We start from the raw sequence: 23,970 nt of genomic DNA on the forward strand, positions 1-23,970 counted from the left end.
TGCCACGGTTTCCGGTCAATCGGCCTGCTCGGCCATGGCGCGCCTGCGCAGGCAGCGTACGCCCAGGACGCCGTACCAGATCATGATCGGCAGGTGGAGGGCGTACCCGAGCTGCTCCAATGCGGCCGGTGGGCCGCCGGTCCCGGTCGTCCACGGCAGCGCGACGGCGGCCAGCCCGCAAAGGGCCGCGGCCATGCCCGCTCTGCGCAGGCCCGCGGGCAGGAGGAGGCCGGCGGCGGTGGCCGCCGTGGCGGCGACCCAGAGCAGACCCGCCAGGTTGACCGCCCACTTGGCGGTGAGCAGCACCGCCGTGGCGGACGCCAGGGCGGCCGGGGTGGCGGACAGCTGGGTCAGCGCCAGGTTCCCGGCGTCGTGGAGGAGGCCCGCCAGCCCGGCGGCGGCCAGCAGCCCGCCCCCGAGCACCACCAGGTACGGCCTCGGCGCCTCGGCCGCGCCGGCGGCCGGCACCACCAGGTATGGCCTGGGCGCCTCGGACGCGCCGGCGGCCAGCACCAGCCCGGCCGCGGTCAGCGCGAGCCAGCCCAGCACGTCCAGGGCCAGTTCGGTCAGGTGCAGCCCGGTCTGCCCGGCCACCGCCGCCAGCGCGGCGGCGGGATCGGCGGGATTCAGCGTCAGCCCCGAGGGCACCACGACGGCCGCGCCGGCGATCAGGGCCGACACCGACGTCAGCAGCAGTACACCGGCGAGCCGGGACCGCGAGTTTGGGTCAATCATGGACCGTGACGGTAGAACTCTGACGCAGGGACAAAGTCAACATGCGGGAGCCGGAGATGTGGCGGATCGGGCAACTGGCGCGCATGGCCGGCGTGTCCGAGCGCACCCTGCGCCACTACGACAGGATCGGCCTGCTGGCGCCCGCCGCGGTGGATCGCGTCACCGGCTACCGCTGGTACGGCGTGGCCGAGCTGTCCCGGCTTGAGCGCATCCGCGGCCTGCAGCGCCTCGGCCTGCCGCTGCGCCGGATCGCCGATCTGCTGGACGCGCCCGAGGCGCAGCTGCGGCAGGCCCTGGCCGAGAACGTGACGAGCATCCACCGCGACATCACCGCGTTGGCCGCGACCGCGGCTCAGGCCGAGGACTACCTCGCCACGCCCATGTCGATCCTGCCCCAGCAGGCCACGGTGGGCCCGCGCCGGCTGCGCGTGCGCCGCCTGCAGCTCGATCACCCGTCCGAGCTGGCCGGCCTCTGCGCGGCGCCGCCCACGACGTTGCTGACCTGGCTCAGCGGGGCCCCGACCGGCCGGTTCGCTGCGGCGGTGACCACCGGACGCGGCGGCGAGCAGCTCACCCTGCCGGCCCGCGCCGTCGTGCGCGCCGTCGTCCCGCCGACGACCGGGGTGGTCCAGGCGGGACAGGACCTGTTCGGCTGGCTGCACCGCCATCGGCTGGCCGTCGCCGGCCCTTCCGTGGAAGATCACTTCATCGACGCGGCCGGGGTCCACGCCACCGTTCTGGAGGTGCCGGTACACCCCGTCTCGTTAGGCTCCCGGGCATGACCTTCGAGGGCACTCCCCAGCCGCGCACGCGCTGGTATCACGCGCAGACCGAGCTGGACGACTTCGCGATCATCAGCTACCGCGTGGACCCCGCGGCGCTCGCCCGGCATCTGCCCAAGGGGTTCGCGCCGATGGAGCTGGACTTCGCCGACGGCTCCGGGGCGCTGGTCTCCGCGGTCGCCTTCAAGGACCGTGACTTCCACTTCCGGTTCCTGCCCCAGGTGGCGATCGCCTGCGGGCAGATCAACTACCGGGCCTACGTCACCGCGTACGGGCGGAGCGGCGTCTGGTTCTTCGGCACCAGCCTCGACCACCCCGTCGTCGCGATCCCGCAGCACCTGTGGGGCATGCCCTGGAGGCGTGACCGGATCGGGATCGAGGCGGACTGGGAGAAGGACCGGGCCCAGTGGCGGCTGGAGGCCGGCCGGGCCCACTGCGCCGCGGCCGAGCTGCCCGAGCCGCTCACCGCGCTGGACGGCTTCGCCGGCGAGCTCGACTGGCTGGAGCGGCTCACGCATCCCACCCAGGGCTGGTACCGGCGGCGCGACGGCCGGGTGGGCGTCTACAGCATCTGGCACCCGCCGATGCGGCCCCGCTATCTCGCCGCCTCCTCCGCCCGCTTCCCCGTTTTCGAACGCCTCGGCCTGATCGAGTGGGACACGCCGCCGCACTCCGTCCTGGGCCAGCCCGAGCTGCACTTCGACATCCACACTCCGCCCACGCTCTTCCGGCGCGGCCGCTGATGTCAGCTCGCCCGGACCTCCTTGACGAACAGGAGGCCGTCGGTCGTGTCCAGCCGGCCGGGGTCGAGCGCGAAATAGCCGTGGTTGGCCGCCGTCTCGGTGCGCGGGACCAGGCCGGCGAGCGTGTCCGCGTGAGCGGCGGTCAGCGCTCGCGAGTCGATGACGTAGGCGTCGCCGGGGAGCGTGGCCAGGACGCCTTCGATGGTGTCCGCGTCCGGAGCGCCGAGCCCCTGGTGCGGCACGGCGCCCAGGGCCGAGGCGACGAACGCGTACCGGTCGCCCAGCCGGACGTCCATGATCGCCCCGGCGCTCCACCACTCCAGGGCCAGGTCGAGCAGCTGCCACTTGGTCTTGTGGCGCTGCAGGTGCCCGTTCCCGGCGTACACGAGCGCCGGCGCCGCGATGGCGCTGAGGTTGTCGGCCATCATCGTGTCGCGTACGCCCAGGAGTCTGGACACGCGGGTGGGCGACGGCTCGGCCATGCCCGCGTGGTAGCGCAGCAGGCCGGTGGCGGTGCGCGCGTACAGGTTCGTCCGCCACCACGCCTCCCGCGAGGTGGCGCGGACCAGGCTCGGTGACTCGGCCGCGAGCAGGGACTGGAGCTCGTCGGCGATGAGGCGCAGCCGGACGGCCTCGGGGGAGGCGCCGACGGACTTGGCGGGGTTCATGGCCGCGTCGGTGTCGGTCCAGGGCTCGTCGGGGCCGAGCAGCTCGCCGAGGGTGTCCGCGGTGCAGGGGAGCAGGCTCGCGGCCACGTGGGGGGCGAGGTAGCCGTGGAGCGCGGTGAGCGCCTGGCGCGGGCTGGCGGCGCTCATCATCTCCAGCGGCGCGTCGAAGCCGAAGAACCGCAGCCGCTCGGCTGCGGGGCGGGCGCTGTTGTGCTCGCGCATCCAGCGTACGAGGTCGCGGTTGGCCGGCGACTCGCCGAAGCCGTGGCTGAAGCCGCCCCGCATGACGTCGTCGAGGGTGCCCTTGCCCTCGGTCACGTACTCGTCGACGATCAGGCCGGAGAGACAGTCGCTCTCCAGCGCGAACGACCGGTAGCCCTCGTGCTCCACCAGGTGGCGGAAGATCTGGTTGCGCAGCTCCTCCAGCGAACCTTCGCCGTGCATGGCCTCGCCCAGGCCGAGCAGGCGGGGGCGGGCGGGGAGCGCACGGAGCAGCCGCGAGATCGCCGCGCCCGGATCGCCGGACAGGGGGAGGGCGGCGTCCTCGAACGGTGGGGTGGCGGGCATGGGGGCTCCTGCTCTCTTCGGCGCCAGGACCTGTGCCTTCAACCGTATCGTTGAACCTTCTGTGTAGACTTCGGCGGCGTCGGAGCGTCGCTTCTGGCCGTAACCCTCAACCTGGAGGCAGCAGTCCTATGCCCGGTGACCGACTGCGGCCGGTGGATCTGGCTCGCGAGCACGGGTTGTCCACGCAGGCCGTACGCAACTACGAGCAGGCCGGAATCCTGCCGATGGCCGAGCGCAGCCCGCACGGTTATCGGGCCTACACGAGACTGCACGCGCAAGCTTTGCGCGCGTTCGCCGCCCTGATCCCGGCGCACGGGCATCCGACGGCGACGTCGATCATGCAGGCGGTGCACCGGGACGCGGTCGAGGAGGCGCTGAAGCTGATCGACGAGAGCCACGCGCAGCTCCTGGAGGACCGCAGGACGCTTGCGACCGTGCGGCAGGCCCTGCGCGACCTGGCGCCGCCGCCGGAGCCGGACAGGGACGCGCCCGGTTCCGCCGGGCCGGGTGGGGCGGTACCCGGTTCCGGCGAGCCGGGTGGCACTTTCGTCGGCCCGCTGGCCAGGACGCTGGGGATCCGGCCGGCGACCCTGCGAAAATGGGAGCGGGCCGGGTTGCTGCATCCGCGGCGGGACCCCAAGACCGGTTACCGGGTCTACTCGGCCGCCGACGTGCGGGACGCGCGGCTGGCTCACCAGCTCAGGCGGGCCGGCCACCTGCTGGAGCAGATCGCCGTGCTGCTCGGCCAGGTGCGGGCGGCGGGCGGGCTGGAGCCGCTGGAGGGCGCCATGGACGAATGGCGCGGCCGGCTGTCCGCGCGCGGGCTGGCCATGCTGGCCGGCGCCACCGAACTCGACGCCTATCTGAAGGCCCGGCGCTGAAGGCCTGTTGCGGCGGGTCTGGCGCGTCTCCTGGCGTACTCGAACTCGCGTTCGTATAATAGAAACATGGAACTCAACCCTGAGGAACTGCCCGAGCTCTGGCGGCCGCCCATCGTGGAGCACGCCGCGGCGATCCGCGCCGGCGAGGCGCGCTACCTGCTGGCCTGGGGTGACGACGCGGCGGGCGCGCGGTGGGGGTTTCTGCTGTGGCCACCGCGGACGCGGCACGCGGGGGAGCGCGCGGAGCACCAGGGCGGCGCGCACTGGGTGCACTGGCAGGACATCAGACCGGTGGCCGGCGAGGACTACAGCATGGTCCCGGTCGCGGATCCGTTGCTGTGAAGGGGACTGGCCTTGGCGTCCATTGTCTGACTAAGGTCAGCTAATGGACGCCAAGGAGATCGAGCGGGTCCGACGCTTCCAGCGGACCGTGACGCAGCGGATCGGCGTGCTCAACGACCGGTTCCTGGCCAGGGACCGGCCGCTCGGGCAGGCACGGGTGCTCTGGGAGATCGGCGCGGCAGGCAGCGAGGTCCGCGCGCTGCGGGCCCGGCTGGAGCTCGACTCGGGATATCTGAGCAGGCTGCTGCGGTCGCTGGAGTCCGACGGACTGATCGTCGTGGACGGCGGCGGCCCCGACGGCAGGGTGCGCACGGCCCGGCTCACCCCGGCGGGCAGCGCCGAGTGCGAGGAGCTGGACCGCAGGTCCGACGAGGTGGCCGCGTCGATGCTCCAGCCGCTGTCCGGCCGCCAGCGCGAGCGGCTGATGACCGCCATGTCCGAGGTCGAACGCCTGCTGCTCGCCTCCATGGTCACGATCGACGCCCTCGACCCGCGCCACCCCAGCGCCAGGCACTGCATCAGGGCCTACGCCGCCGAGCTGGCCGGCCGGTTCGAGGGCGGCTTCGATCCGGCCCACAGCCCCGCCGCGGACCAGGAGCTCCGCCCGCCCGCCGGGCTGCTGCTGGTCGCCGTGCTCCAGGCCGAGCCCGTGGGGTGCGTGGCGCTGAAACTGCACCGCGGCGACGCGGTCGCGAAGATCAAGCGGATGTGGGTGGACCCGGCCGTCCGCGGCCTCGGGCTGGGGCGGCGGTTGCTCGCCGAGGCAGAGGCGCGGGCGGCCGGGTCGGGCGTGCGTACGCTGCGGCTGGAGACGAACAGGGCGCTCACCGAGGCCATCGCCCTCTACCGGGCGGCCGGCTACCAGGAGGTGGCGGCGTTCAGCGACGAGCCGTACGCGCACCACTGGTTCGAGAAGCGCCTGCTCCGCGAGGGCTAGCTCATTGCACCTTGGCCAGGCGGTAGCCGTCGTCGTGCTTCCAGAGCAGCCAGTCGCCCGCCGCGAGCATGACGCCCGGGTTCTTGCGCTGCTGTCCGGTCACCGGATCGGAGAGGATCGACAGCTGCCCGGTGTTGTAGGTGATGAGCCGGTTGCCCATCGTCAGCCACGGTGTGACGCCCTTGTCCGGAGACGGGACGCCTCCCAAGGTCGACACCGGCTGCCAGGCCTCCTTGGGCACCCATCGCAGCACGCCGCCGGCCACCCAGGCGAACCTCTGCCCGGACGCCGCCGCGTACCACTTCTGGTCCGGCTGATCCATCGTGTGCGTCACAACCCCTTCAGGAAGCGGATGTTCGGCCGCCACCGATCCTCGCTCGACGTCGATCACGCGCAGCACCTTGGCGTTCGACGGCTCCACGGCGAACAGATAGGGGTAGGAGAACGCCACCGCATCCCCGATCAGCAGGCTTCCCGTTCTGATGACCGTGCCGACGCCCGTGCAGGCCTTGGCCATCCAGGCCTGCCGCATGACGTCGCTGCCGACGATCACGCCGCCGTCCACCCACACGGGAGCCTTGGGGTCGGCGCCCTGCGGGCTGACCGTGTGCGTGGTCCCGTCCGCCGTGCGGCAGCGCTGGTCGGCCTCCTTGCCTTTCCGCTCGATCCACGTACGGAACGCCGGGTCCGACCCCAGCCCCGACCGCGCCGAGATGCCGAGCTCCTCGGGGGCGCCGCCGGTCGGGCCGGCCTCGGCCACCTTGCCGCTGGGCGTACGGCCCAGGACCGTGCCGTCGCTGCTCAGCGCGGCCGGGACGAACGGCTCGCCGGAGGCGGTGCGCGGTTCGATCTCCACGATGTCCGTCACGGTCATGAGGGCGCGCAGGGACTGCTCGAACCGCGTGCCGACGGACGTCCCGTACTGGTCGGGCGTCAGGGTGATGGTCGCGGTCGGCTGGGCGGTGCTGGGCCCGGTGGTCGGCCCAGTGGTCGGCGCGGTGGTAGGCGCGGTGGTCGGCGTCGGCAGTTCCGCCAATTCGGTGGCCGGATCTGTCGCGATGCCGCTGGGCGAGGTCGTGGGGGTCAGGCCGGCCGTCGTGGCGGCGTCGCCGTTCCCCGCCCGTACGGCCAGCGGCACCGCCACCACGACCGCCGTCGCGCAGGCCGCGGCGGCCAGTCCGATCGCGCGGCGGTTCCTGCGGCGGGTGGCCACGGCCCGGTGGATCCGCCCGGCGAGGTCCGGTGGCGGATCGCCCTCGGACGGCTCGCTCAGCAGCGCACCGAGACGGCGCTCCAGGTCATCCATGCTCGACCTCCTCGTGACGAACGGCTTCACGCAGCCGGGCGAGCCCCCGCGACGCCTGGCTCTTGACGGTCCCGCGGCTGCAGCCGAGCAGCCGGGCGATCTCCTCGTCGCTGCGTTCCTCGACGTAACGCAGCACCAGCACGGCCCGCATGCGCGGCGGCAGCGTGGCGATCCTGGACCGGACGTCGGCGTCGTGCAGCAGACGTTCCAGGCCCAGGTCCGCCGCCGCGGGCTCCGGGGGACTGGCCACGAACACCTCGCGTTTCGGCCGCCGCCAGCGGTTGGCCATGATCCGGACCATGGCCGTGCGGACGTACCCCTCCGGGTCGTCCTTGCGCCTGATCGCGTGCCAGCGCAGACCGGTACGGGTGAGCGCCTCCTGCACCAGATCCTCGGCGTCGTGCCGGTTGTGGGTCAGGACCATGGCGTAGCGGTAGAGCGCCGGTAGCCGCTGCTCCGCGAAACTCTCGAACGTCGGGTCGTTCACTCGCACCTCCGCCCCCAAGGACACAGGAACTCGCGGGATGGTTGAGCGACGGCTGGAAAACGATGCGGCGCTCTACACGGCGGGGTTGAAGCGGTGGTAGCCGGGCGGGGTCCAGCCGGCGGACACGGTCCCGGCGAGGTGCGCGTACTCGTCCACCTCGAACCGCACCACCCGCTGCTCCCCCCACTCCACGTGGGCCCGCCCGGTGAGCTGCAGCGTCTCCCCGCGCTCCCAGTCGGCGAAGAGCAGCCCGGCCGCCGGGTCGAGCTCCAGGTTCCCCAGGGTCATGTACATCGAGTTGCCGGTGTAGTCGGGGAACACCAGCGAGCCGGGCCCCGTGACCTGGACGAACCCGGGGTTGCCGCCCCGGTGCGACACGTCGGCGCCCAGCCCCTCGGCGCGCGTGGCGATGAAGAACGTGTCCGCCTCCTCGATCCACGCGATGTGCCGGTCCGTCAGCGCGGTGCCCCGTCCCAGCCCGGCGGGCGTGCCGGGGGCCGAGGTGGGCTCGCGGGTCTGGATGTACTTCGGGCAGTTGGCGTAGACCTGCTCCGTCCACACCACCAAGCTCTCACCAGCCTGTACGGCGGTGCCGTTCACGCGCATCCTGCGCCGCGTGTGCGGCTCGATGGCCAGCAGGCCGATGTCGCGTTCCGCCACGAACAGCCCGTGCAGCGGATCGTGCTCCGCGGGCAGCGCGGAGATCACGATCGTGCGGTCGTCCTGCGGCGCGGCGAACCCCACCGGCCCGGTGAGCAGCCCCGCCCAGACCCGCCCCAGATCGTCGGCGGCCCCCGCCGCCAGCAGGTGCTGCCGGCGCAGGAACTCGGCCGCCACCTCGGGGATCTCCGGCCGGGTGCGCGAGCTGCCGAGGTCCGCCGCCCGCACGCCCGCCCGCCGCTGCACGGCGACCTCGCCCGGATGTCTCATTAGAAGAATCCGCAGGTCGGCGCACCCGAGGTGGGCGCGGAACGGTCGCCGGCGCCGTCCGGGGCGAAGATCTCCAGCCGGATGCCGTCGGGGTCCTCGAAGAACACGCCGCCCGAGGTGGCGCCCTCGCCGTGCGGCACGACGCCGTCGTGGTGCAGGGTCGCGCCGATCTCCCTGACGACGGCCTCCGCCCGCCGTACCGCTTCCAGGTCGGCCACCTGGAACGACAGATGGTGCAGTCCGGGCAGGGCGGTGGCGAAGCGGCCCTCGCTCTGCTGCCAGAGCGTCAGCACCAGCGCGCCATCCTGCGTCAGGAACGCGTACCTCCGGCCCTCCTCCTGCGACTCGCCCGTGACGGTGAACCCGAAGACGCGCCGGTAGAACTCCGTGGACTTGCCGAGATCGGTGACGTTGAGTCCGATGTGCCCGGTCTGGAAGGTCATCCCACACTCCTCTAACGCATGCACGGCAGATCAGCCGTTAGAAGCAATATAACGGCAAACTGGAGTCTTTGGCGTTAGAAAGAGGTCACTTCTTGTGCTCCCGGTAGTGTCTGGCCGCCCGGGCGCGGTTCCCGCAGGCCGTTGAGCACCACTCCTGACGTGGGTGTTCCTTGATGAAATAGAGCACGCAGCGCGGCGCCTGGCAGGTGCGCAAGAGAGTCCGGTCGGGGCCGGCGAGGAGCTCCATGGCCGCGGCGGCGAGCCGGGCGCGCAGCCGTACGGACGCGTCGGTCGGCACGGCGACCACGGTGTGCAGTCCGGGCTCGCCGTCCCCGTCCCAGGACAGGCGGGGTGCGGTGGGCGCCGCCAAGGCGTCGGCGTTGACCTGCGCCAGCGCCTCCTCGAAGCCCGGCAGGGCGCCGGCGTCCGCCCGGCTCGGCGGCCCGGGGGCCACGGCCCTGGCGAACAGCGCGCGCACGGCCTGGCGCAGGCGCACCGTCTCCCGCCGTGACTCCTCGGTGGCCCTGAATCCGGGGTCCAGGCCGAGCTCGGCCGCGTGCTTCCCGGCCCAGTCCGTCAGGCCGCCGGCGTCGGACAGAGTGTCGATCAGCCCGGACCGATCGGCCCTGACCGTGCTGACGTACTCCAGGATCAGGAAGGACATCTCCTCAATCTAACGCCTGCGTGCCCCCGTAACCGTTGAGAAAAAATTGCGGACCACGAAAACTTGCGGAGTCCGCAATTTCTTGTACGCTGAACCCATGAGCGGGCTGAGGGAGCGGAAGAAGCAGGCCACGCGCGAGGCGCTGATGACGGCCGCGCTCCGGCTGGCCCTGCGGCACGGGCTGGAAAACGTCCGGGTCGAGGACATCGCCGCCGAGGTCGGGGTCTCGCCCAGGACGTTCAACAACTATTTCGCCAGCAAGTACGAGGCGATCGCCGCCCGCCACACCGACCGCATCATGGGCACCGCCGCGGCGCTGCGGGCCCGGCCTCCGGGCGAGCCCTTCTGGGAGGCCCTGACGGAGGCCATGGTGGCGCCGTGGGAGCAGCACGCCCGCACGGGCGACCGGGCTCCCGACCCGGAGCTGCTGGCCGGCATCCGGATGCTGGGCGAGGAGCCCGCCCTGCGGGCCGAGTCGCTGCGGGTGGCGTTCGTGGCGGAGGGCGAGCTGGTCGCGGCCGTCGCCGAGCGCTCCGGCACCGACGCCGCCCGGGACCTCTACCCCTCTCTGGTCACCGTCACCGCCACGGCCGCTGTGCAGGCTGCGGTCGGCCACTGGATGCGCTCCGATCCACCGGTCCCGCTCGTGCCGCTCCTGCGCGAGTCCCTGCGCGCGCTGGCCGCGGGACTGCCCGCCCCTTCCATCTGAGGAGAAGCCTCATGGACCACCCCCTCGTCGATGTCGTCATCGCCGGCGGCGGCCCCAACGGCCTGCTGCTGGCCCGCGAGCTGAGCCTGGCCGGAGTCCGGCCGATCGTGGTCGAACGCCTGCCGCGGCGCAGCGACCAGCCCAAGGCCAACGGGATCGTCGGCCAGGTCGTCCGGCTGCTGCACCAGCGCGGGCTGTCGGACCAGGACGTGCCGGTGCCCGTGTTCATGTTCGGCGCGATGACACTGGACCTGGTCGAGCTGGACGCCAACCCGCTCTACGCGATGGGGATCAAGCAGCCGGCTCTGGAGGAGCTGTTCGAGACGCGGGCGCTGGAGCTGGGCGTGGAGATCAGGCGCGGGCACGAGCTCACGGGCTTCACGCAGGACGCCGACGGCGTCTCGCTGGAGCTGACCGGTCCCGAAGGGCCCTACCGGCTGCGCACCCGCTACCTGGTCGGCTGCGACGGCGCGCACAGCCTGGTCAGGAAGCGCGCGGGCATCGGCTTCCCCGGCGTCAGCTCGGCCGACATCGTGAGCCGCACCGCCCACGTCACCGTGCCGGGCGCGGTGATCTCGACCGAGCGGGCCGAGATGGAGGTGCCGGGCGTGGGGACGTTCGGGCTCTACGCCTGGCACAGGACCGAGCGGGGCGCGTACGCGATGCTGCCGGTCGCGCCGGGGGTGCTGACGGTCGGAGCGACCGAGTGGGACGCGCCGGCGCCGGGCGAGGACGTGCCGATGACCATCGAGGAGCTGAGCGAGAGCCTCGCCCGCGTCTACGGCAAGAAGGTGCCGCTCGGCCCGCCGGTCGGTCCAGGCCCGCACATGCTGAGACGGCTGGACGGCCGTGAGACCAGGGTCGCCGCGAACTATCGCGCGGGCAGGGTGTTCGTCGCGGGAGACGCCGCGCACGTCCACTCCGCCATGGGCGCCCCCGGGCTCAACCTGGGGCTGCAGGACGCGGTCAACCTGGCCTGGAAGCTGGCCGCCGAGCTGCGCGGATGGGCGCCGCCCTGGCTGCTCGACACCTATGACGCCGAGCGCCGGCCGGCCGCGTTGCGGGTCGCCATGCACACCCAGGCCCAGCTCGCGCTGAGCGCTCCCGGGCCCGCGGTCACCGCCCTGCGCGAGCTTTTCGGGGAGTTGCTGGGCGACGAGGCCACCCGGCGCCGGATCGCCGCGCTCATGGCCGGATCCGACCTGCCGTACCCGATGTCCGCGCCGCCGCACCCCCTGCTCGGCCGCTTCCTGGCCGAGCTTCCCGCCGGACCCGCCGCCAGGGCCAGGCCGATGCTGCTCGACGCGACGGGCGGGCTGCGCGTCCGGCACGGCCGCGTGGACGTGGTGCGCTCCGAAGGGCCCGACTGCGTGCTCGTACGCCCCGACGGCTACGTGGCCTGGGCGGGCAGCACGCCGGACAAGTCGCTGGAGCAGGCGCTAGAGACGTGGTTCTGCGAGAGTCTCGAGATGCCGGCGTAGCGCCGCGGTCATCAGCTCCGGCGTCATCCTGTCGGGGTGGAGCACGCCTTCGACGGTGAGCCCGTCGATCAGCGCGCACAGCCGCTCGGTCTCCACCCCGGGCTCGGCGCTGAGCCGCCGGTGCCTGGTCACGCCGTCCACGATCCGCCTGACCAGGGCGCGCATCCCGTCGTACGCCTCGCGCGCCAGCGGCTGGAGCTCGGGACGCGTGCGCGCGGCGGTGGTGAACGCCAGCCAGACCGTCGCCTCGTCCCGCCGCCGCTCGTCCAGGGGCAGCAGCTCGGCCAGCATCGACTCGACGCCTTCGGCCCGGACGGCGGGGTCCTCGGCGGCCAGCAACGGGCCGACCCGCTCCTGGAGCCGGGCGCCGACCCGGTCGAGCGAGGCGCGCATCGCGAACACCATCAGATCGGTGTGCCCGGCGAAATAGTGCCGGACCGAGCCGATCGCCAGCCCCGCCTCGTCCGCCACGTTGCGCAGGGACGCCTGCTCGAAGCCCGCCCGCCGGACGACGCGGAACACCGCGTCCACGACCTCGTCCCTGCGGGTCTCCGGATCGACCACCTTTGGCATGTTGTCCTTTATAGCATGACCCTGCTAATTTATTTAGCATGGACGTGCTACAAATACTGCTCATCGTCGGCGCGGTCGTCTACGTCGTGGCCAGGCGCCTGGCGGGCCAGCCGCTCATCGCCAAGGACGTCTACGTGCCGCCGCTCATCCTGGCCGGGATCGGCATCCACGACCTGGCCCAGATCGGCCTGTCCGCACTGGACCTCGGCTGGATCGTCGTCACCGCCGTGCTCGGCGTGGTCTTCGGTGCCGTCAGGGCCGGCACGACCGTCGTGTACCAGCGGGACGGGGTCCTGTGGCAGCGCTACACCTGGAAGACGCTCGTGGTCTGGGCGGTCACCTTCGTGATCAGCTTCGGCGTAGGGGCGCTGGCGGTCGCGACCGGCATGCACGCCGAGGCCAGGTCCATGCCGCTGTCGATCGGCGTCGGCCTGCTCGGCGAGGCGCTGGTGATCGTGCTCAGATCGCGCGCGGCAGGCGCGCCGTTCGCGCCCGGCAGGCGTTAGCCTGCACAGCAGAATCCTGTTCTGGAGGGAGTGCCATGCCGGAGAATCTCATCTTCCGTCTGCCGCCGACGTTCGAGACGGTGGAGGAGGAGCGGCGGCACCGCAAGGAGCGGCTGGCCGCGGCGCTGCGCGTCTTCGGCAAGCTGGGCTTCGAGGAGGGGGTGGCCGGGCACATCACCGCCCGCGACCCCGAGCTGAGCGACCACTTCTGGGTCAACCCGTTCGGCATGTCGTTCAAGCACGTCCGGGTCAGCGACCTGATCCTGGTCGACCACGCGGGCCAGGTCGTCGAGGGCCGCTATCCGGTCAACGAGGCGGCGTTCGCCATCCACTCCCAGGTGCACCAGGCCAGGCCGGGCGTGGTCGCCGCCGCGCACAGCCACTCCGTCTACGGTCGCGCGCTGTCGGCGCTGGGCCAGGTCATCGAGCCCATCACCCAGGACGCTTGCGCGTTCTACCAGGACAACGGGCTGTTCGACGACTACACCGGGGTGGTGACCGACCTGGAGGAGGGCAAGCGGATCGCCGCGGCGCTGGGCGGCAACAAGGCCGTCGTGCTGCGCAACCACGGCCTGCTGACGGTCGGCGACACCGTGGACGCGGCCGCCTGGTGGTTCATCACGATGGAGCGCTCGGCACAGGTCCAGCTCGTGGCCAAGGCGGCGGGGCAGGTCGTGCCCATCGAGCCGGGCAACGCCGCGCTCACGCACCAGCAGATCGGCAACGACCTGGTCGGGTGGATCAACTACCAGCCGCTGCACGACCAGATCGTGCGGGAGCAGCCTGACCTCTTCGAATAGCGCGCTCGGACTCAGACTCGGATTCGGCCGGGCTGTTGCTCAGACCCGGCCGACTCCGGCGAGGATGCCTGACTTGACGTAGTCGTAGGACCCCTTGGGGTCGGCGTCGGGCGTCCAGCTCGCGACCGGGACGACGCCGGGGCCGAGCAGGTGCAGGCCGTCGAAGTAGGAGACGATCTCGTCGTATCCGCGGCCGGCCACGCCGCCCGTCGTGGTGCCTGAGTAGACCTGTTTGCCCTTGATGGTGGCGTCCTCAGTCGCGTTGCCCGCGTACAGGTGCGACAGCACCAGATAGCCGCCGGGCCGCAGCCGCGCCCGGACGCGGGCCGCTATGGCGGCGGCCTCCTCGCCGTCCGGGACGAAGTGCAGCACCGCCACGAGCAGGATCGCGTACGGCTCGCTGAAGTCCAGATGCTCCGCGACGCGCGGGTCGTCCAGGATCGCGTCGGGGTCCTTGAGATCGCCTTCCATGGCGAGCACGTCGGTGTCCCTGGCCAGCAGCGCGCGGGCGTGCGTGAGGACGATCGGGTCGTTGTCCACGTAGACGACGCGGGAGCCGGAGCCGTGCCTGCGGGCGACCTGGTGGACGTTGTCCTGGGTGGGCAGGCCCGCGCCGATGTCGATGAACTGGCGCACCCCGGCCTCGGCGAGCAGGCGCACCGCCCGGCCGAGGAAGCCGCGGTTGGCACGGGCGATCTGGCGGGCGTCGTTGCCGAGCCGCCGGCCGATCTCGATCATCTTCTCGGCCGCTTCCCGGTCGGACGCGAAGTTGTCCCGGCCGCCGAGGTAGTAGTCGTACATGCGGGCGACGCTGGGCACGTTCGGGTTGATCCCCGCGGGGACGCGGTCCGTCTCGGCCATGTGACGACCCTTTCCCTATGATCGTTTCGCCAGATTCTAGGGGGAAACCCGACGAAGACCACAAGTCCGCATGCGCCCAGTGGACCCGAGTATGCGGCGGAGGGCCTTTCAGGCGCGGCGGAACGTGTGGCGGTAGGCCAGCGGCGCCACCCCGACCGCCGCGTGCAGGTGCTGGCGGAGCGAGACCGCGGTGCCGAACCCGGCCCGCCTGGCCACCTCCTCCACCCCGAAGTCGGTGGTCTCCAGCAGGTGCCTGGCGTGCTGGACCCGCTGCCCCGTGAGCCACCTGGCCGGGCTCACGCCGGTCTCCTCCCTGAACCGCCTGGTGAACGTGCGCACGCTCATCCTGGCGTGCTCGGCCAGCGCGTTCAGGTCGAGCGGGGTGTCGAGGTGGGAGAGCATCCAGTCGCGGGTGGCCGCGGTGCCGCCGCCGGAGACGTACGGGAGGTGCCGGTCGATGTACTGGGCCTGGCCGCCGTCCCGCCAGGGCGGCATGACGCAGCGGCGGGCGGCGCGGTTGGCCACCTCGCTGCCGTGGTCGCGCCTGATCACGTGCAGGCACAGGTCCATCCCCGCCGCCACTCCCGCGGAGGTCAGCACGTCGCCGTCGTCCACGAACAGCACGTCGGGATCCAGCTTCACCTGCGGGAACAGCGCGGCGAACCGAGCCGCCTCCCGCCAGTGCGTGGTGGCCGGGCGGCCGTCGAGCAGCCCGGCGGCCGCCAGCACGAACGAGCCCGTGCAGATCGACATCGTGCGCGGCCGGCCCTGGAGGGCGTCGCGCAGCGTGGCCGGGATCGTCCCGTCCTTCATCGCCCGGCCCGCATGGATGCCCGGGACCAGAACCGTGTCGGCCGTGTCGAGCACGTCGAGGTCGTGGTCGGGCAGCACGCTGTAGCCCGCCGTGCAGCGGACCGGCACGCGGCCCTCGGAACAGGTCACCACCTCGTACAGCTTCTCGCCCTCCGGCGTCTCCGCCGCCCAGAACACCTGGCCGGGCACGCCGAGGTCGAGCGGGGCGAAGTGGTTGAGCACCACGACCGCGATCCGATGCACCATGGCCCGATTCTTTCACATATTGGCTATCCGGCCACTCGTGACCTTGTAAGGGGATAAATCAGGATTGGCGCATGACAGTGAGCACCCCCGCCCCGACGCGCCGCGGGCTGCACCGCGCCTGGTTCGTGGCCGCCGTCGCCTTCGTGGCGATCCTGGGCGCCGCCGGGTTCCGCGCCACCCCCGGCGTGCTGATCACGCCGCTCCACGACGAGTTCGGCTGGTCGACCGGCACGATCTCGCTGGCCGTGTCGATCAACCTGGTGCTCTACGGCCTGACCGCGCCCTTCGCCGCCGCCCTGATGGACCGCTTCGGGATGCGCCGCGTGGTCGCGATCGCGTTGCTGCTGATCGCCGCCGGGAGCGGGCTCACCGTGCTGATGACGGCGAGCTGGCAGCTCCTGCTGTTCTGGGGCGTGCTGGTGGGGCTCGGGACGGGGTCGATGGCGCTGGTGTTCGCCGCGACGGTGGTGGACCGCTGGTTCGTACGGCACCGCGGCCTGGTCACCGGCGTGCTCACCGCGGGCGGCGCCACCGGGCAGCTCATCTTCCTGCCCGTGCTCGCCCAGCTCGCGGAGGGGCCGGGATGGCGGTTCGCCTCGCTGACCGTGGCCGCCGCGGCGCTGGCCACGGTGCCGTTCGTGTGGTGGCTGCTGCGCGACCGGCCCGAGGACATCGGCACGACGGCGCTCGGCGCGGACCCTGGCGCGGTCCGTACCGAGCCGAGCAAGGTCAACGCGGCGGTCAGGGCGGTCACCGTGCTCGGCCGTGCGGCGCGGACGCGGCCATTCTGGCTGCTCGCGGGCGGCTTCGCGATCTGCGGGGCCAGCACGAACGGGCTCGTCGGCACCCACTTCATCCCCGCCGCGCACGACCACGGCATGGCCGCGCCGGTCGCGGCCGGGCTGCTGGCGGTCATCGGGATCTTCGACATCGCCGGCACGATCGCCTCCGGCTGGCTCAGCGACAAGATGGACCCCAAGGTGCTGCTCGGCGTCTACTACGGGCTGCGCGGGCTCTCGCTGATGGTGCTGCCCAGCCTGTTCGCGGCGACGACCGAGCCCAGCATGCTCATCTTCATCGTCTTCTACGGCCTGGACTGGGTCGCCACCGTCCCGCCCACCGTGGCGCTGTGCCGCCGGATCTACGGGGCGGACGGGGCCGTGGTGTTCGGCTGGGTGTTCGGCTCGCACCAGGTCGGGGCCGCGATCGCCGCCATCGGCGCCGGGCTCACCCGCGACCACCTGGGCGCCTACGACCTCGCCTGGTACGGCGCGGGCGCGCTCTGCCTCCTCGCCGCCGGCATGTCTCTGGCCATCGGGCATGCTAGAGGGCGATGAACGCCGAGCTTTATGTCCTGCCCCTGGTCGTCAGGATCGAGAGAGCCGCACCTCCCGAGCGCACCGACGCCCTGGAGGCCGCCGCCATGGCCGTGCTGAGCCTGCTGGACGACCCGGGGGAGTGGGCCGCCGAGCTGCACGCCTGGCAGTCCACCGGCAAGATCCGCAAGGTCGTCCGCCGGGCGAGGGGCGCCGAGTGGCGCAGAGCCCTCGCGCTGCCCGGCCGCACAATCGGCCACCGTACGGCCGAGGTGCGCGTACACCCGCCCGTGCCCCTGGACGACTGGCCCAGGGACCTGGCGCGGCTGCAGGTGTCGGGGACCGAGCTGACCGACACCGAGCCGCCGGCCGAGCCCGTGCAGCCGGTCCTGTGGGGCAACCCGAAGCTGGAGATGTCGGCGGGCAAGGCCATGGCGCAGGCCGGGCACGCCGCCCAGCTCGCGTGGTGGGCCAGCGGCGAGAGCGAGCGGGCGGCCTGGCGGGCGAGCGGCCTGGCGGTGTCGGTGCGCACGGCCGCGACCCAGGACGGCTTCGACGCCATGGTGGCCGCCGGGCTGCCCGTGGTGCGCGACGCCGGGTTCACCGAGATCGAGCCGGGCTCGTGCACGTTCGTCGCGGACGCGCCGTGGCTCCAGGGCCGCGTGTCCAGGCCCTGAGCCGGGCCGCGTCGTCAGATGGTGAACACGTCGGCCAGGACGCCGCCCGCCGGCGTGATCCTGGCGGGCGACGGGCTGTCGTAGACGACGATGAGCCGGCCGTCGCCGAGCAGCGCCACCCCTTCAGGATGGTCGCAGCGCACGCCGTAGGGCAGCTCCAGCACCTTGTCCAGCTCGCCCTCCGCGACGACCGAGTGCCGCCCGCGTCCCGGCCGCCAGCGCACCAGGCGTACCGGCCCGTCGAGGTCCATCGTCGGCCCCGCCAGCACCAGCAGCCCGTCGCCGTCCGGGCACAGGTCCCGCACGCCCAGCCCGCCCAGATCCAGAAAATGCTTCCGGTACGGCTCCCGCAGCCGCAGCCGCCCCTTGCCCGCCTCCTCCAGCCGCAGCTCCAGCACCACGGCCCAGCCGCGCAGCACCGGACCGCGCAGGCCGAGGTAGACGCGGTCGGGCGTGACGGCGATGCCCTCGATGTCCAGGCCGTTGTCCTTGCCGGGCAGCGCCAGGAACGGCGCGAGATGCGGGTCGCCGCCCAGGTGCGCGGCGATGTTCTCCGGGCCGGACAGGACCGTTCCAGGGCCCGGCAGCTCGGTGACGGGGTCCAGCGGCAGGCGGGCCAGGATGAAGCGGTTCTCCTCCCTGATCACCGTGGCCAGGCGCTCCGCGGCCTTCGCCGGGTCCTTCGACTTGGCCTTCTTGCGCTTGAGACTGTGCGAGCCGACCAGCCAGAGATGGCCGTCGGCCCTGGCCAGCCCTTCGATGTCGGCCTCGTCCACGGGGCCCGCGGGAAGATCGATGTAGCCGGCCAGCTGGAATGTGCGCTGGGCACCGAAGTGGTCGCCCGTCCATGTCAGATGCTCGAAGGTCGCCGTCTCATCGCCCGCCACCCACAACCCGGCGGCGCTCTGCCGGATCGCCGAGAGGTTCGTGTGGGTCTGTGACGCGCGTGATGCCTGGTCGAAACGCAGCTCAACCTGTTCCACGGAGCCATGATTGCACTTCGGTAGCTTCATAGGCGCAATGGCGGGATATGTCGTACGCTCCCGTCGTGCTCGATGGGGAAGATGTGATCAAGGGTTCCCAAGTGAGAACCGCACCTAAGCCGGGAACCCCTGCTTCTCCCCCCAGACGCTCCCGCATCGGGGATATCCGGATGCGGGTGGTGTATCGGGGGCTCACCGCGGTCGCCGGTGTCGCGGCCGTGGCCGTGGCGCTGGCCGTGGTGCTCCCGACAGGGCCGGACGAGGTCGCGGCGGGGCCGGTAACCGCGCCGCCGGCCGCACCGCCCTCGTCCGGTCCCGCACCGACGCCGGCCGCCTCCCTCACCGAGACGCCGCCCTCCACCGCACCTTCCGCCGCGGTGTCGGGCGCCGCCGAGCGGCCCGTCCCGTCGCCTGGCGCGACGCTCGCCCCCGGCTACACGGCCATGGAGGCCCTGTACGCCGACCCGCGTGTGCCCAAACTCACTCGCGGCGTCAAGCGGATGGCCCTGCGCTCCCCCGGCAAGCGGGTGGTGAAGGACGAGCGCTCGGGGCTGGCCGTGCCGAAGCTCGGACGGCCGTGGAAGGTGTCCGGGGCGGCGCCGTTCACCACCAAGCAGGTGCTCCCCAAGCGGCGCGGCACCAGCCTGCGGGGCGTTTTCGTCACCTGCCCGCTCCCCATCATGGAGCAGGAGTCGCCGCGCGACACGGCCCTGCTGGCCGCCCGCTGGACCCTCAACCACCACCCCAAAGGCGCCAAGATCAGCTGGCTGGCCTCCCAGCCCATCAAAGACGGCTGGATGCTCGTATTTCGCGCTAAATACGGAAAACATACGTCTCGTGCTGCTGTGGCGGTGGTGGACGGGGGAATGAGCAAGCCTGGTCTGGCGTTCGTCACAGTGCCTGACTCGCAGAGGAAGCAGTGGCGCGACATTGGCCGCGTGGTCTCAGGGGTGCGTGTTCTAGGCTAGAAAGATCATGTATGCGGCGATGTGGGGGAGTGACGCCGTGGAACGCTCTGGACCGCCACAGGCCTCGAACAAGGGCAAGGGCAAGCCGCCCTGGCGCTCAGAGGGCCTGCCCGGGACACCCGGAGGACGGCCCAAGATCAACTGGTGGCGCTTCGTCGTCACCTTGCTCGTCGTGTACGCGGCCTTCTTCGTGGTCTCGTCGTTCGTCGACAGCGAATCCGTCGAGACGATCTCGTACACCGAGTTCACCAAGCAGGTGAGCGCGAAGAACGTCAAGGAGATCTACGCCCAGGGCCTGTCCGTCGAGGGCGACCTGCGCGCGGCCGGGAAAAACCCGGAGAGCAACGAGTCCTACACCAGGTTCCAGACCGAGATCCCGGCCTTCGCCAACACCGACCAGCTCGACCAGCAGCTCGCCACCGGCCAGGTGGAGATCACCTCGCAGCCGATCACCCGCGGGTTCTTCTCGAACCTGCTGCTGTCGCTGCTGCCCGTGCTGCTGCTCGCCGGCCTGTGGATCTGGATCATGCGGCGTGGCGCCAGCATGATGGGCGGCGGGCTCGGCGGTCTCGGCAAGTCCAAGGCGGCCAAGCCGGTCGAGGCGGCCAAGGTGCGCGTCACGTTCGACGACGTGGCGGGCATCGACGAGGTCGAGAACGAGCTCGTCGAGATCGTCGACTACCTCAAGGACCCCGACAAATACCGCAGGCTCGGCGCGAAGCTGCCCAAGGGCGTCCTGCTCGCGGGTCCTCCCGGCACCGGCAAGACGCTGCTGGCCAGGGCGGTCGCGGGCGAGGCCAAGGTGCCGTACTTCTCCGCCAGCGCCTCCGAGTTCATCGAGATGATCGTCGGTGTGGGCGCCTCGCGCGTGCGCGACCTGTTCGAGGAGGCGCGGAAGGTGGCGCCGTCGATCGTGTTCATCGACGAGATCGACGCCATCGGCCGGGCCCGCGGCGGTGCGGGCGGCATCGGCGGCCATGACGAGCGCGAGCAGACGCTCAACCAGATCCTCACCGAGATGGACGGCTTCTCCGGCGCCGAGGGCGTGATCGTCATCGGGGCCACGAACCGTCCCGAGATCCTCGACCCGGCGCTGCTGCGCCCCGGGCGCTTCGACCGTACGGTCCAGGTGGGCCTGCCCGACGCGGCCGGCCGCGCCGAGATCCTGCGGGTGCACACGCGCAGCGTGCCGCTGGACGGCCAGGTCAGCCTCGACCAGCTCGCCAAGACCACCCCCGGCATGACCGGCGCCGACCTGGCGAACCTCGTCAACGAGGCCGCGCTCCTCGCCGCCAAGCGCGGCAAGGACAAGGTCACGATGGCCGACTTCGCCGACGCGCTGGAGAAGCTGCAGCTCGGCGCGGCCCGCAGCATCGTGATGCCGGAGGAGGAGCGCACCAGGACCGCCTTCCACGAGGCCGGGCACGCGCTGCTCGGGATGCTCCAGCCGGGCGCCGACCCGGTCAGGAAGATCTCGATCATCCCGCGCGGCCGGGCGCTCGGCGTCACGCTGTCCACCCCCGACACCGACCGCTACGCCTACGACGAGGAATATCTGCGCGGGCGCATCACCGGCGCGCTCGGCGGGATGGCGGCCGAGCAGGTCGTGTTCGGCGTCATCACCACCGGCGCCGAGAACGACCTCGAACAGGTCACCATGATCGCCCGTGGCATGGTGGGGCGCTGGGGCATGTCGGAGAAGGTCGGCCCGCTGACCATCCTGCCCAACGACGGCCAGCAGCCGCAGGCCTCCCCTGCCACGCTCGCCACCGTGGACGAGGAGGCGCGGCGGATCGTGGACGAGTGCTACGAGCGCGCGGTCCGGGTGCTCACCGACAACCGGGGCAAGCTGGACGGGATCGTGGCGGCGCTGCTGGAGCACGAGACGCTCGACGAGGCGGGGGCGTACGCGGCGGCCGGCGTGCCGAGCCGCTCCTCGACCCCCTTGACCCCCGCGCCGGTCGCCTCGGGCAACGGCGCGGCCGCGTCCGGGACGCCGGTGGACGAGCCTGCTCCTGGTTTTTCCGAAAACTAGGACAATACGGGCATTGCCTCGATCTCGGTCAGGGAACGTCTCTCGGGACCGAACGATCGGGGGACTGTCGTGACACTGAATGACGAGCTTCTCGCCCAGCTCGGAGACTCAGGACTGGAACAGATCGCCGGGATGCTCGGCACGGACACGGCTACGGCCCGCAACGTGGTCGAGGCCGTGTCGGGCACCATCGTCGGCGGCATGGCCCGCAACGTGGAGCACCCGGACGGCGCCGACGCCCTGCGCGGGGCGCTGGACGACCACGTGGACGCCGACCCGTTCAACGGCGACGTGGCCTCGCTGACCCGCGACGGGCACAGCATCCTCGGCCACGTGCTGGGCGGTCAGGGGACCGAGCAGGCGGCGGCCGGGCTGTCGCAGTTCGCCGGGATCAACTCGGGGACCATCATGAAGCTGCTGCCGCTGATCGCGCCCATGATCATGTCGCTGCTCGCCAACCGGGCCTCGAACGGGAAAATGGACGCGGGCGCCGTGGCCGACGACCTCAACAACGAGCGGTCGGCCGTACCAGGTGGGCTGGAAGACCTGCTCGGCGGGCTGCTCGGGAGCATCTTCGGCGGCGCCGTGCCACGGCAGGCCGGCCCGTACGATCCGGCCGGCGGGACCGCCACGGACCCCGGCGCCCGCCGGACCCCGGACGGCCGGGAGGCGGCGGACCAGCGCGAGGTGGCACCGGGGACATCGAACCCCGACTGGTGACCGGTAGGCTGGGGCAGTGATCGTTCTGGCCTCAGCCTCCCCCGCCCGCCTCGCCACGCTGCGCACCGCCGGTCTCGACCCCAAAGTGATCGTCAGCGGGGTCGACGAGGAGGCGTTCTCCGCGCACAGTCCGGCGGCGCTCAGCCTGGTGCTGGCCAAGGCCAAGGCCGAGGCGGTGGCGAGCGGGCTCGACGAGGGCCTGGTCATCGGCTGCGACTCGATCCTCGAGCTCGACGGACGGGCCTACGGCAAGCCGGCCACGACCGAGGAGGCCGCGGAGCGCTGGCGCATCCTGCGGGGGCGCACCGGGCGTCTGGTCACCGGTCACTGTGTGATCGACGTGCCGGCGGGCCGGCAGGTCGCGGAGGTGGCGACCACGGTGGTGCACTTCGGCCAGCCGTCCGAGGCGGAGATCGCCGCCTACGTCGCCACGGGCGAGCCGCTCGGCCTGGCGGGGGCGTTCAGCATCGAGGGGCGCGGCGGATGGTTCGTGGAGGGCATCGAGGGCGACCACGGCAACGTGCTCGGCATCTCGCTGCCGCTGCTGCGCGAGCTGTTCGCGGAGCTGGGCTACGCGGTCACGTCGTTCTGGCGCTAGCCTGCCGGGCATGCGATCAGTGCGCGACTTCACGTCCGGCGTCGGCTTCTTCTTCCAGGGGTTGGGATGGGTCGCCAAGAACGGGCGCTGGTGGATGTTCGGGCTGATCCCCGCGTTGGTCGCGTTCGCGGTCTATGTGGGGGTGCTCATCTTCCTGGGCACGAACGCGACTGATGTGGCCGAGTTCCTGACGCCGTTCGCGGACTCGTGGAGCTGGCGTGAGCTGTTCCGCACGCTGGTGGGGATCGCGTTGTTCCTCGGAGGGCTGGCGCTGGCGGTGCTCACGTTCACCGCGCTCACGCTGGCGATCGGGGAGCCGTTCTACGAGAAGCTGTCGGCGGCGGTGGACCCGCTGGCGTCGGAGCACGAGCAGCCGTGGTGGCGTACGCTGCCGCGGTCGATCAGAGACAGCCTGGTCACCCTCTTCTACGTGCTGCTCTTCACGATCCCCCTGTTCATCCTGGGCTTCGTGCCGGTGGTCGGGCAGACGGCGGTGCCGGTGCTGGGGGCCATCGTGTCCGGATTCTTCCTCACGGTGGAGCTCACCACCATCGCCATGGAACGCCGTGGCCTGGCGCGCAAGGCCCGCTTCGCGGTGCTGCGCGCGAACAAGGCCAGCGCGCTGGGGTTCGGGGTGGTGGTGTTCCTGCTGTTCCTGGTGCCGTTCGTGGCGGTTCTCGCCATGCCGGCCGCCGTAGCGGGCGCCGCCCTCCTCGTCCGTACGCGCCTGACCCCCACCCCATAACCCCTCCTAGCCCGGCGCTATCCGGCCCGCCGGTGTCTCCACCCCGCCCTCATCTGGCCCGCCGGTGTCTCCACCCCGCCCTCATCTGGCCCGCCCATGCCCCGCGCCTCCACCTGCTCCGCCTCCACCTGCTCCGCCTCCACCGGGCCCGCTTCCACCGGGCCCGCCTGTGCCCCGCGCCTCTGTCCCGCGTCTTATCCGGACCTCGCTTCGTCCGTGCCCCGCGCTTCTGCCCCGCCCCCGTCTGGCCGGCCCGTGCCCGCGCCCGTTCGGCCCGCCTCGCCTGATCCGTGGCTACCCCGGCTTACCCCCGAGGCTCCGCGCCCACCACGCTCATCGAGCCTGCGCCCTCCACCCCCACCCTGCTCTGTGACCACCACCGCTCACCGGGACCACCACCCCCAGGTTGCTACAGCCCCACCAGCGCCACCGAGGCCACCCGTACGCTGAGACC

At 72.1% G+C, this 23,970-nt stretch carries 27 protein-coding genes; 16 read left to right on the forward strand and 11 right to left on the reverse strand.

Annotated features, from left to right (window positions below):
- Nucleotides 1–15 precede the first annotated feature (15 nt).
- On the reverse strand, nucleotides 16–735 hold the full coding sequence (locus ABEA43_RS38385) for a hypothetical protein (RefSeq protein ID WP_345569812.1): 720 nt from the start codon (nucleotides 733–735) through the stop codon (nucleotides 16–18).
- Between the two features lie 41 nt (nucleotides 736–776).
- On the opposite strand from ABEA43_RS38385, the gene ABEA43_RS38390 reads away from it, so the two are divergent.
- Together ABEA43_RS38390 and ABEA43_RS38395 are read left to right on the forward strand one after the other, a co-directional pair.
- Nucleotides 777–1,517, forward strand: a complete 741-nt coding sequence (locus ABEA43_RS38390; protein ID WP_345569814.1) for a MerR family transcriptional regulator — start codon at nucleotides 777–779, stop codon at nucleotides 1,515–1,517.
- Nucleotides 1,514–2,260 (forward strand): DUF2071 domain-containing protein, encoded by a 747-nt coding sequence (locus ABEA43_RS38395; protein WP_345569816.1) that lies wholly within the window; start codon nucleotides 1,514–1,516, stop codon nucleotides 2,258–2,260. The genes ABEA43_RS38390 and ABEA43_RS38395 overlap by 4 nt, the downstream gene beginning before the upstream one ends.
- Nucleotides 2,261–2,262: 2 nt before the next feature.
- On the opposite strand, the gene ABEA43_RS38400 is transcribed toward ABEA43_RS38395, so the two are convergent.
- On the reverse strand, nucleotides 2,263–3,495 hold the full coding sequence (locus ABEA43_RS38400) for an erythromycin esterase family protein (protein ID WP_345569818.1): 1,233 nt from the start codon (nucleotides 3,493–3,495) through the stop codon (nucleotides 2,263–2,265).
- A 128-nt stretch (nucleotides 3,496–3,623) separates the two neighbouring features.
- Here ABEA43_RS38400 and ABEA43_RS38405 point away from each other — a divergent pair, with 128 nt between their 5' ends.
- From ABEA43_RS38405 to ABEA43_RS38415, 3 genes are all read left to right on the forward strand, one after another.
- Nucleotides 3,624–4,376, forward strand: a complete 753-nt coding sequence (locus tag ABEA43_RS38405; RefSeq protein ID WP_345569820.1) for a TioE family transcriptional regulator — start codon at nucleotides 3,624–3,626, stop codon at nucleotides 4,374–4,376.
- A 66-nt stretch (nucleotides 4,377–4,442) separates the two neighbouring features.
- The gene (locus tag ABEA43_RS38410) at nucleotides 4,443–4,718 is read left to right on the forward strand and encodes a hypothetical protein (RefSeq protein WP_345569822.1); all 276 of its coding nucleotides are present in this window, start codon (nucleotides 4,443–4,445) and stop codon (nucleotides 4,716–4,718) included.
- 43 nt (nucleotides 4,719–4,761) lie between these two features.
- Nucleotides 4,762–5,655, forward strand: coding sequence for a GNAT family N-acetyltransferase (locus ABEA43_RS38415; RefSeq protein ID WP_345569823.1), 894 nt, complete (start codon nucleotides 4,762–4,764; stop codon nucleotides 5,653–5,655).
- A 1-nt stretch (nucleotide 5,656) separates the two neighbouring features.
- Here the strand turns inward: ABEA43_RS38415 and ABEA43_RS38420 are convergent, their stop codons facing one another.
- The 5 genes from ABEA43_RS38420 to ABEA43_RS38440 form a co-directional block, all read right to left on the reverse strand.
- Complete coding sequence (locus tag ABEA43_RS38420) at nucleotides 5,657–6,961, reverse strand: hypothetical protein (RefSeq protein ID WP_345569825.1); 1,305 nt, start codon at nucleotides 6,959–6,961, stop codon at nucleotides 5,657–5,659.
- The gene (locus tag ABEA43_RS38425) at nucleotides 6,954–7,448 is read right to left on the reverse strand and encodes a SigE family RNA polymerase sigma factor (protein WP_345569826.1); all 495 of its coding nucleotides are present in this window, start codon (nucleotides 7,446–7,448) and stop codon (nucleotides 6,954–6,956) included. The genes ABEA43_RS38420 and ABEA43_RS38425 overlap by 8 nt, the downstream gene beginning before the upstream one ends.
- A 72-nt stretch (nucleotides 7,449–7,520) precedes the next feature.
- Nucleotides 7,521–8,378 carry a pyridoxamine 5'-phosphate oxidase family protein gene (locus tag ABEA43_RS38430; RefSeq protein ID WP_345569827.1) on the reverse strand — a complete coding sequence of 286 codons (858 nt, stop codon included), beginning with the start codon at nucleotides 8,376–8,378 and terminating at the stop codon, nucleotides 7,521–7,523.
- Nucleotides 8,378–8,821 (reverse strand): VOC family protein, encoded by a 444-nt coding sequence (locus ABEA43_RS38435; protein WP_345569828.1) that lies wholly within the window; start codon nucleotides 8,819–8,821, stop codon nucleotides 8,378–8,380. The genes ABEA43_RS38430 and ABEA43_RS38435 overlap by 1 nt, the downstream gene beginning before the upstream one ends.
- Nucleotides 8,822–8,906: 85 nt before the next feature.
- A complete protein-coding gene (locus tag ABEA43_RS38440) occupies nucleotides 8,907–9,485 on the reverse strand; it encodes a CGNR zinc finger domain-containing protein (RefSeq protein WP_345569830.1) in 579 nt (192 codons plus the stop codon).
- A 97-nt stretch (nucleotides 9,486–9,582) separates the two neighbouring features.
- Between ABEA43_RS38440 and ABEA43_RS38445 the strand changes: the two genes are divergently transcribed.
- Complete coding sequence (locus ABEA43_RS38445) at nucleotides 9,583–10,194, forward strand: TetR/AcrR family transcriptional regulator (RefSeq protein ID WP_345569832.1); 612 nt, start codon at nucleotides 9,583–9,585, stop codon at nucleotides 10,192–10,194.
- An 11-nt stretch (nucleotides 10,195–10,205) separates the two neighbouring features.
- Nucleotides 10,206–11,675 carry an FAD-dependent monooxygenase gene (locus ABEA43_RS38450; protein WP_345569834.1) on the forward strand — a complete coding sequence of 490 codons (1,470 nt, stop codon included), beginning with the start codon at nucleotides 10,206–10,208 and terminating at the stop codon, nucleotides 11,673–11,675.
- Here the strand turns inward: ABEA43_RS38450 and ABEA43_RS38455 are convergent.
- Nucleotides 11,634–12,248 carry a TetR/AcrR family transcriptional regulator gene (locus tag ABEA43_RS38455; RefSeq protein WP_345569836.1) on the reverse strand — a complete coding sequence of 205 codons (615 nt, stop codon included), beginning with the start codon at nucleotides 12,246–12,248 and terminating at the stop codon, nucleotides 11,634–11,636. The genes ABEA43_RS38450 and ABEA43_RS38455 overlap by 42 nt on opposite strands.
- Before the next feature lie 38 nt (nucleotides 12,249–12,286).
- On the opposite strand from ABEA43_RS38455, the gene ABEA43_RS38460 reads away from it, so the two are divergent.
- On the forward strand, nucleotides 12,287–12,754 hold the full coding sequence (locus ABEA43_RS38460) for a hypothetical protein (protein WP_345569838.1): 468 nt from the start codon (nucleotides 12,287–12,289) through the stop codon (nucleotides 12,752–12,754).
- Nucleotides 12,755–12,789: 35 nt separating this feature from the next.
- Complete coding sequence (locus ABEA43_RS38465) at nucleotides 12,790–13,554, forward strand: class II aldolase/adducin family protein (RefSeq protein WP_345569840.1); 765 nt, start codon at nucleotides 12,790–12,792, stop codon at nucleotides 13,552–13,554.
- A gap of 39 nt (nucleotides 13,555–13,593) precedes the next feature.
- Here the strand turns inward: ABEA43_RS38465 and ABEA43_RS38470 are convergent, their stop codons facing one another.
- On the reverse strand, nucleotides 13,594–14,415 hold the full coding sequence (locus ABEA43_RS38470) for an SAM-dependent methyltransferase (RefSeq protein WP_345569842.1): 822 nt from the start codon (nucleotides 14,413–14,415) through the stop codon (nucleotides 13,594–13,596).
- Nucleotides 14,416–14,523: 108 nt separating this feature from the next.
- A complete protein-coding gene (locus ABEA43_RS38475) occupies nucleotides 14,524–15,474 on the reverse strand; it encodes a GlxA family transcriptional regulator (RefSeq protein ID WP_345569843.1) in 951 nt (316 codons plus the stop codon).
- A 71-nt stretch (nucleotides 15,475–15,545) separates the two neighbouring features.
- Here ABEA43_RS38475 and ABEA43_RS38480 point away from each other — a divergent pair, with 71 nt between their 5' ends.
- Nucleotides 15,546–16,811, forward strand: a complete 1,266-nt coding sequence (locus ABEA43_RS38480) for an MFS transporter (protein ID WP_345569845.1) — start codon at nucleotides 15,546–15,548, stop codon at nucleotides 16,809–16,811.
- Nucleotides 16,808–17,467, forward strand: a complete 660-nt coding sequence (locus ABEA43_RS38485) for a peptidyl-tRNA hydrolase (RefSeq protein ID WP_345569847.1) — start codon at nucleotides 16,808–16,810, stop codon at nucleotides 17,465–17,467. The genes ABEA43_RS38480 and ABEA43_RS38485 overlap by 4 nt, the downstream gene beginning before the upstream one ends.
- A 14-nt stretch (nucleotides 17,468–17,481) precedes the next feature.
- Here the strand turns inward: ABEA43_RS38485 and ABEA43_RS38490 are convergent, their stop codons facing one another.
- Nucleotides 17,482–18,450 carry a DUF3616 domain-containing protein gene (locus tag ABEA43_RS38490; protein ID WP_345569848.1) on the reverse strand — a complete coding sequence of 323 codons (969 nt, stop codon included), beginning with the start codon at nucleotides 18,448–18,450 and terminating at the stop codon, nucleotides 17,482–17,484.
- A 170-nt stretch (nucleotides 18,451–18,620) separates the two neighbouring features.
- Between ABEA43_RS38490 and ABEA43_RS38495 the strand changes: the two genes are divergently transcribed.
- From ABEA43_RS38495 to ABEA43_RS38515, 5 genes are all read left to right on the forward strand, one after another.
- Nucleotides 18,621–19,418, forward strand: coding sequence for a hypothetical protein (locus tag ABEA43_RS38495; protein WP_345569849.1), 798 nt, complete (start codon nucleotides 18,621–18,623; stop codon nucleotides 19,416–19,418).
- Nucleotides 19,419–19,455: 37 nt separating this feature from the next.
- Nucleotides 19,456–21,453: an ATP-dependent zinc metalloprotease FtsH gene (gene ftsH / locus ABEA43_RS38500; RefSeq protein ID WP_345569850.1), complete on the forward strand. Its 1,998-nt coding sequence runs from the start codon at nucleotides 19,456–19,458 to the stop codon at nucleotides 21,451–21,453.
- A gap of 69 nt (nucleotides 21,454–21,522) precedes the next feature.
- Nucleotides 21,523–22,173, forward strand: coding sequence for a DUF937 domain-containing protein (locus ABEA43_RS38505; protein WP_345569852.1), 651 nt, complete (start codon nucleotides 21,523–21,525; stop codon nucleotides 22,171–22,173).
- A gap of 16 nt (nucleotides 22,174–22,189) precedes the next feature.
- Nucleotides 22,190–22,771, forward strand: coding sequence for a Maf family protein (locus tag ABEA43_RS38510; protein ID WP_345569853.1), 582 nt, complete (start codon nucleotides 22,190–22,192; stop codon nucleotides 22,769–22,771).
- Between the two features lie 10 nt (nucleotides 22,772–22,781).
- Nucleotides 22,782–23,516 carry an EI24 domain-containing protein gene (locus ABEA43_RS38515; RefSeq protein WP_345569855.1) on the forward strand — a complete coding sequence of 245 codons (735 nt, stop codon included), beginning with the start codon at nucleotides 22,782–22,784 and terminating at the stop codon, nucleotides 23,514–23,516.
- Nucleotides 23,517–23,970: the final 454 nt, after the last annotated feature.

It is taken from the genome of Nonomuraea rosea, assembly GCF_039539705.1.
GTDB classification, from domain to species: domain Bacteria; phylum Actinomycetota; class Actinomycetes; order Streptosporangiales; family Streptosporangiaceae; genus Nonomuraea; species Nonomuraea rosea.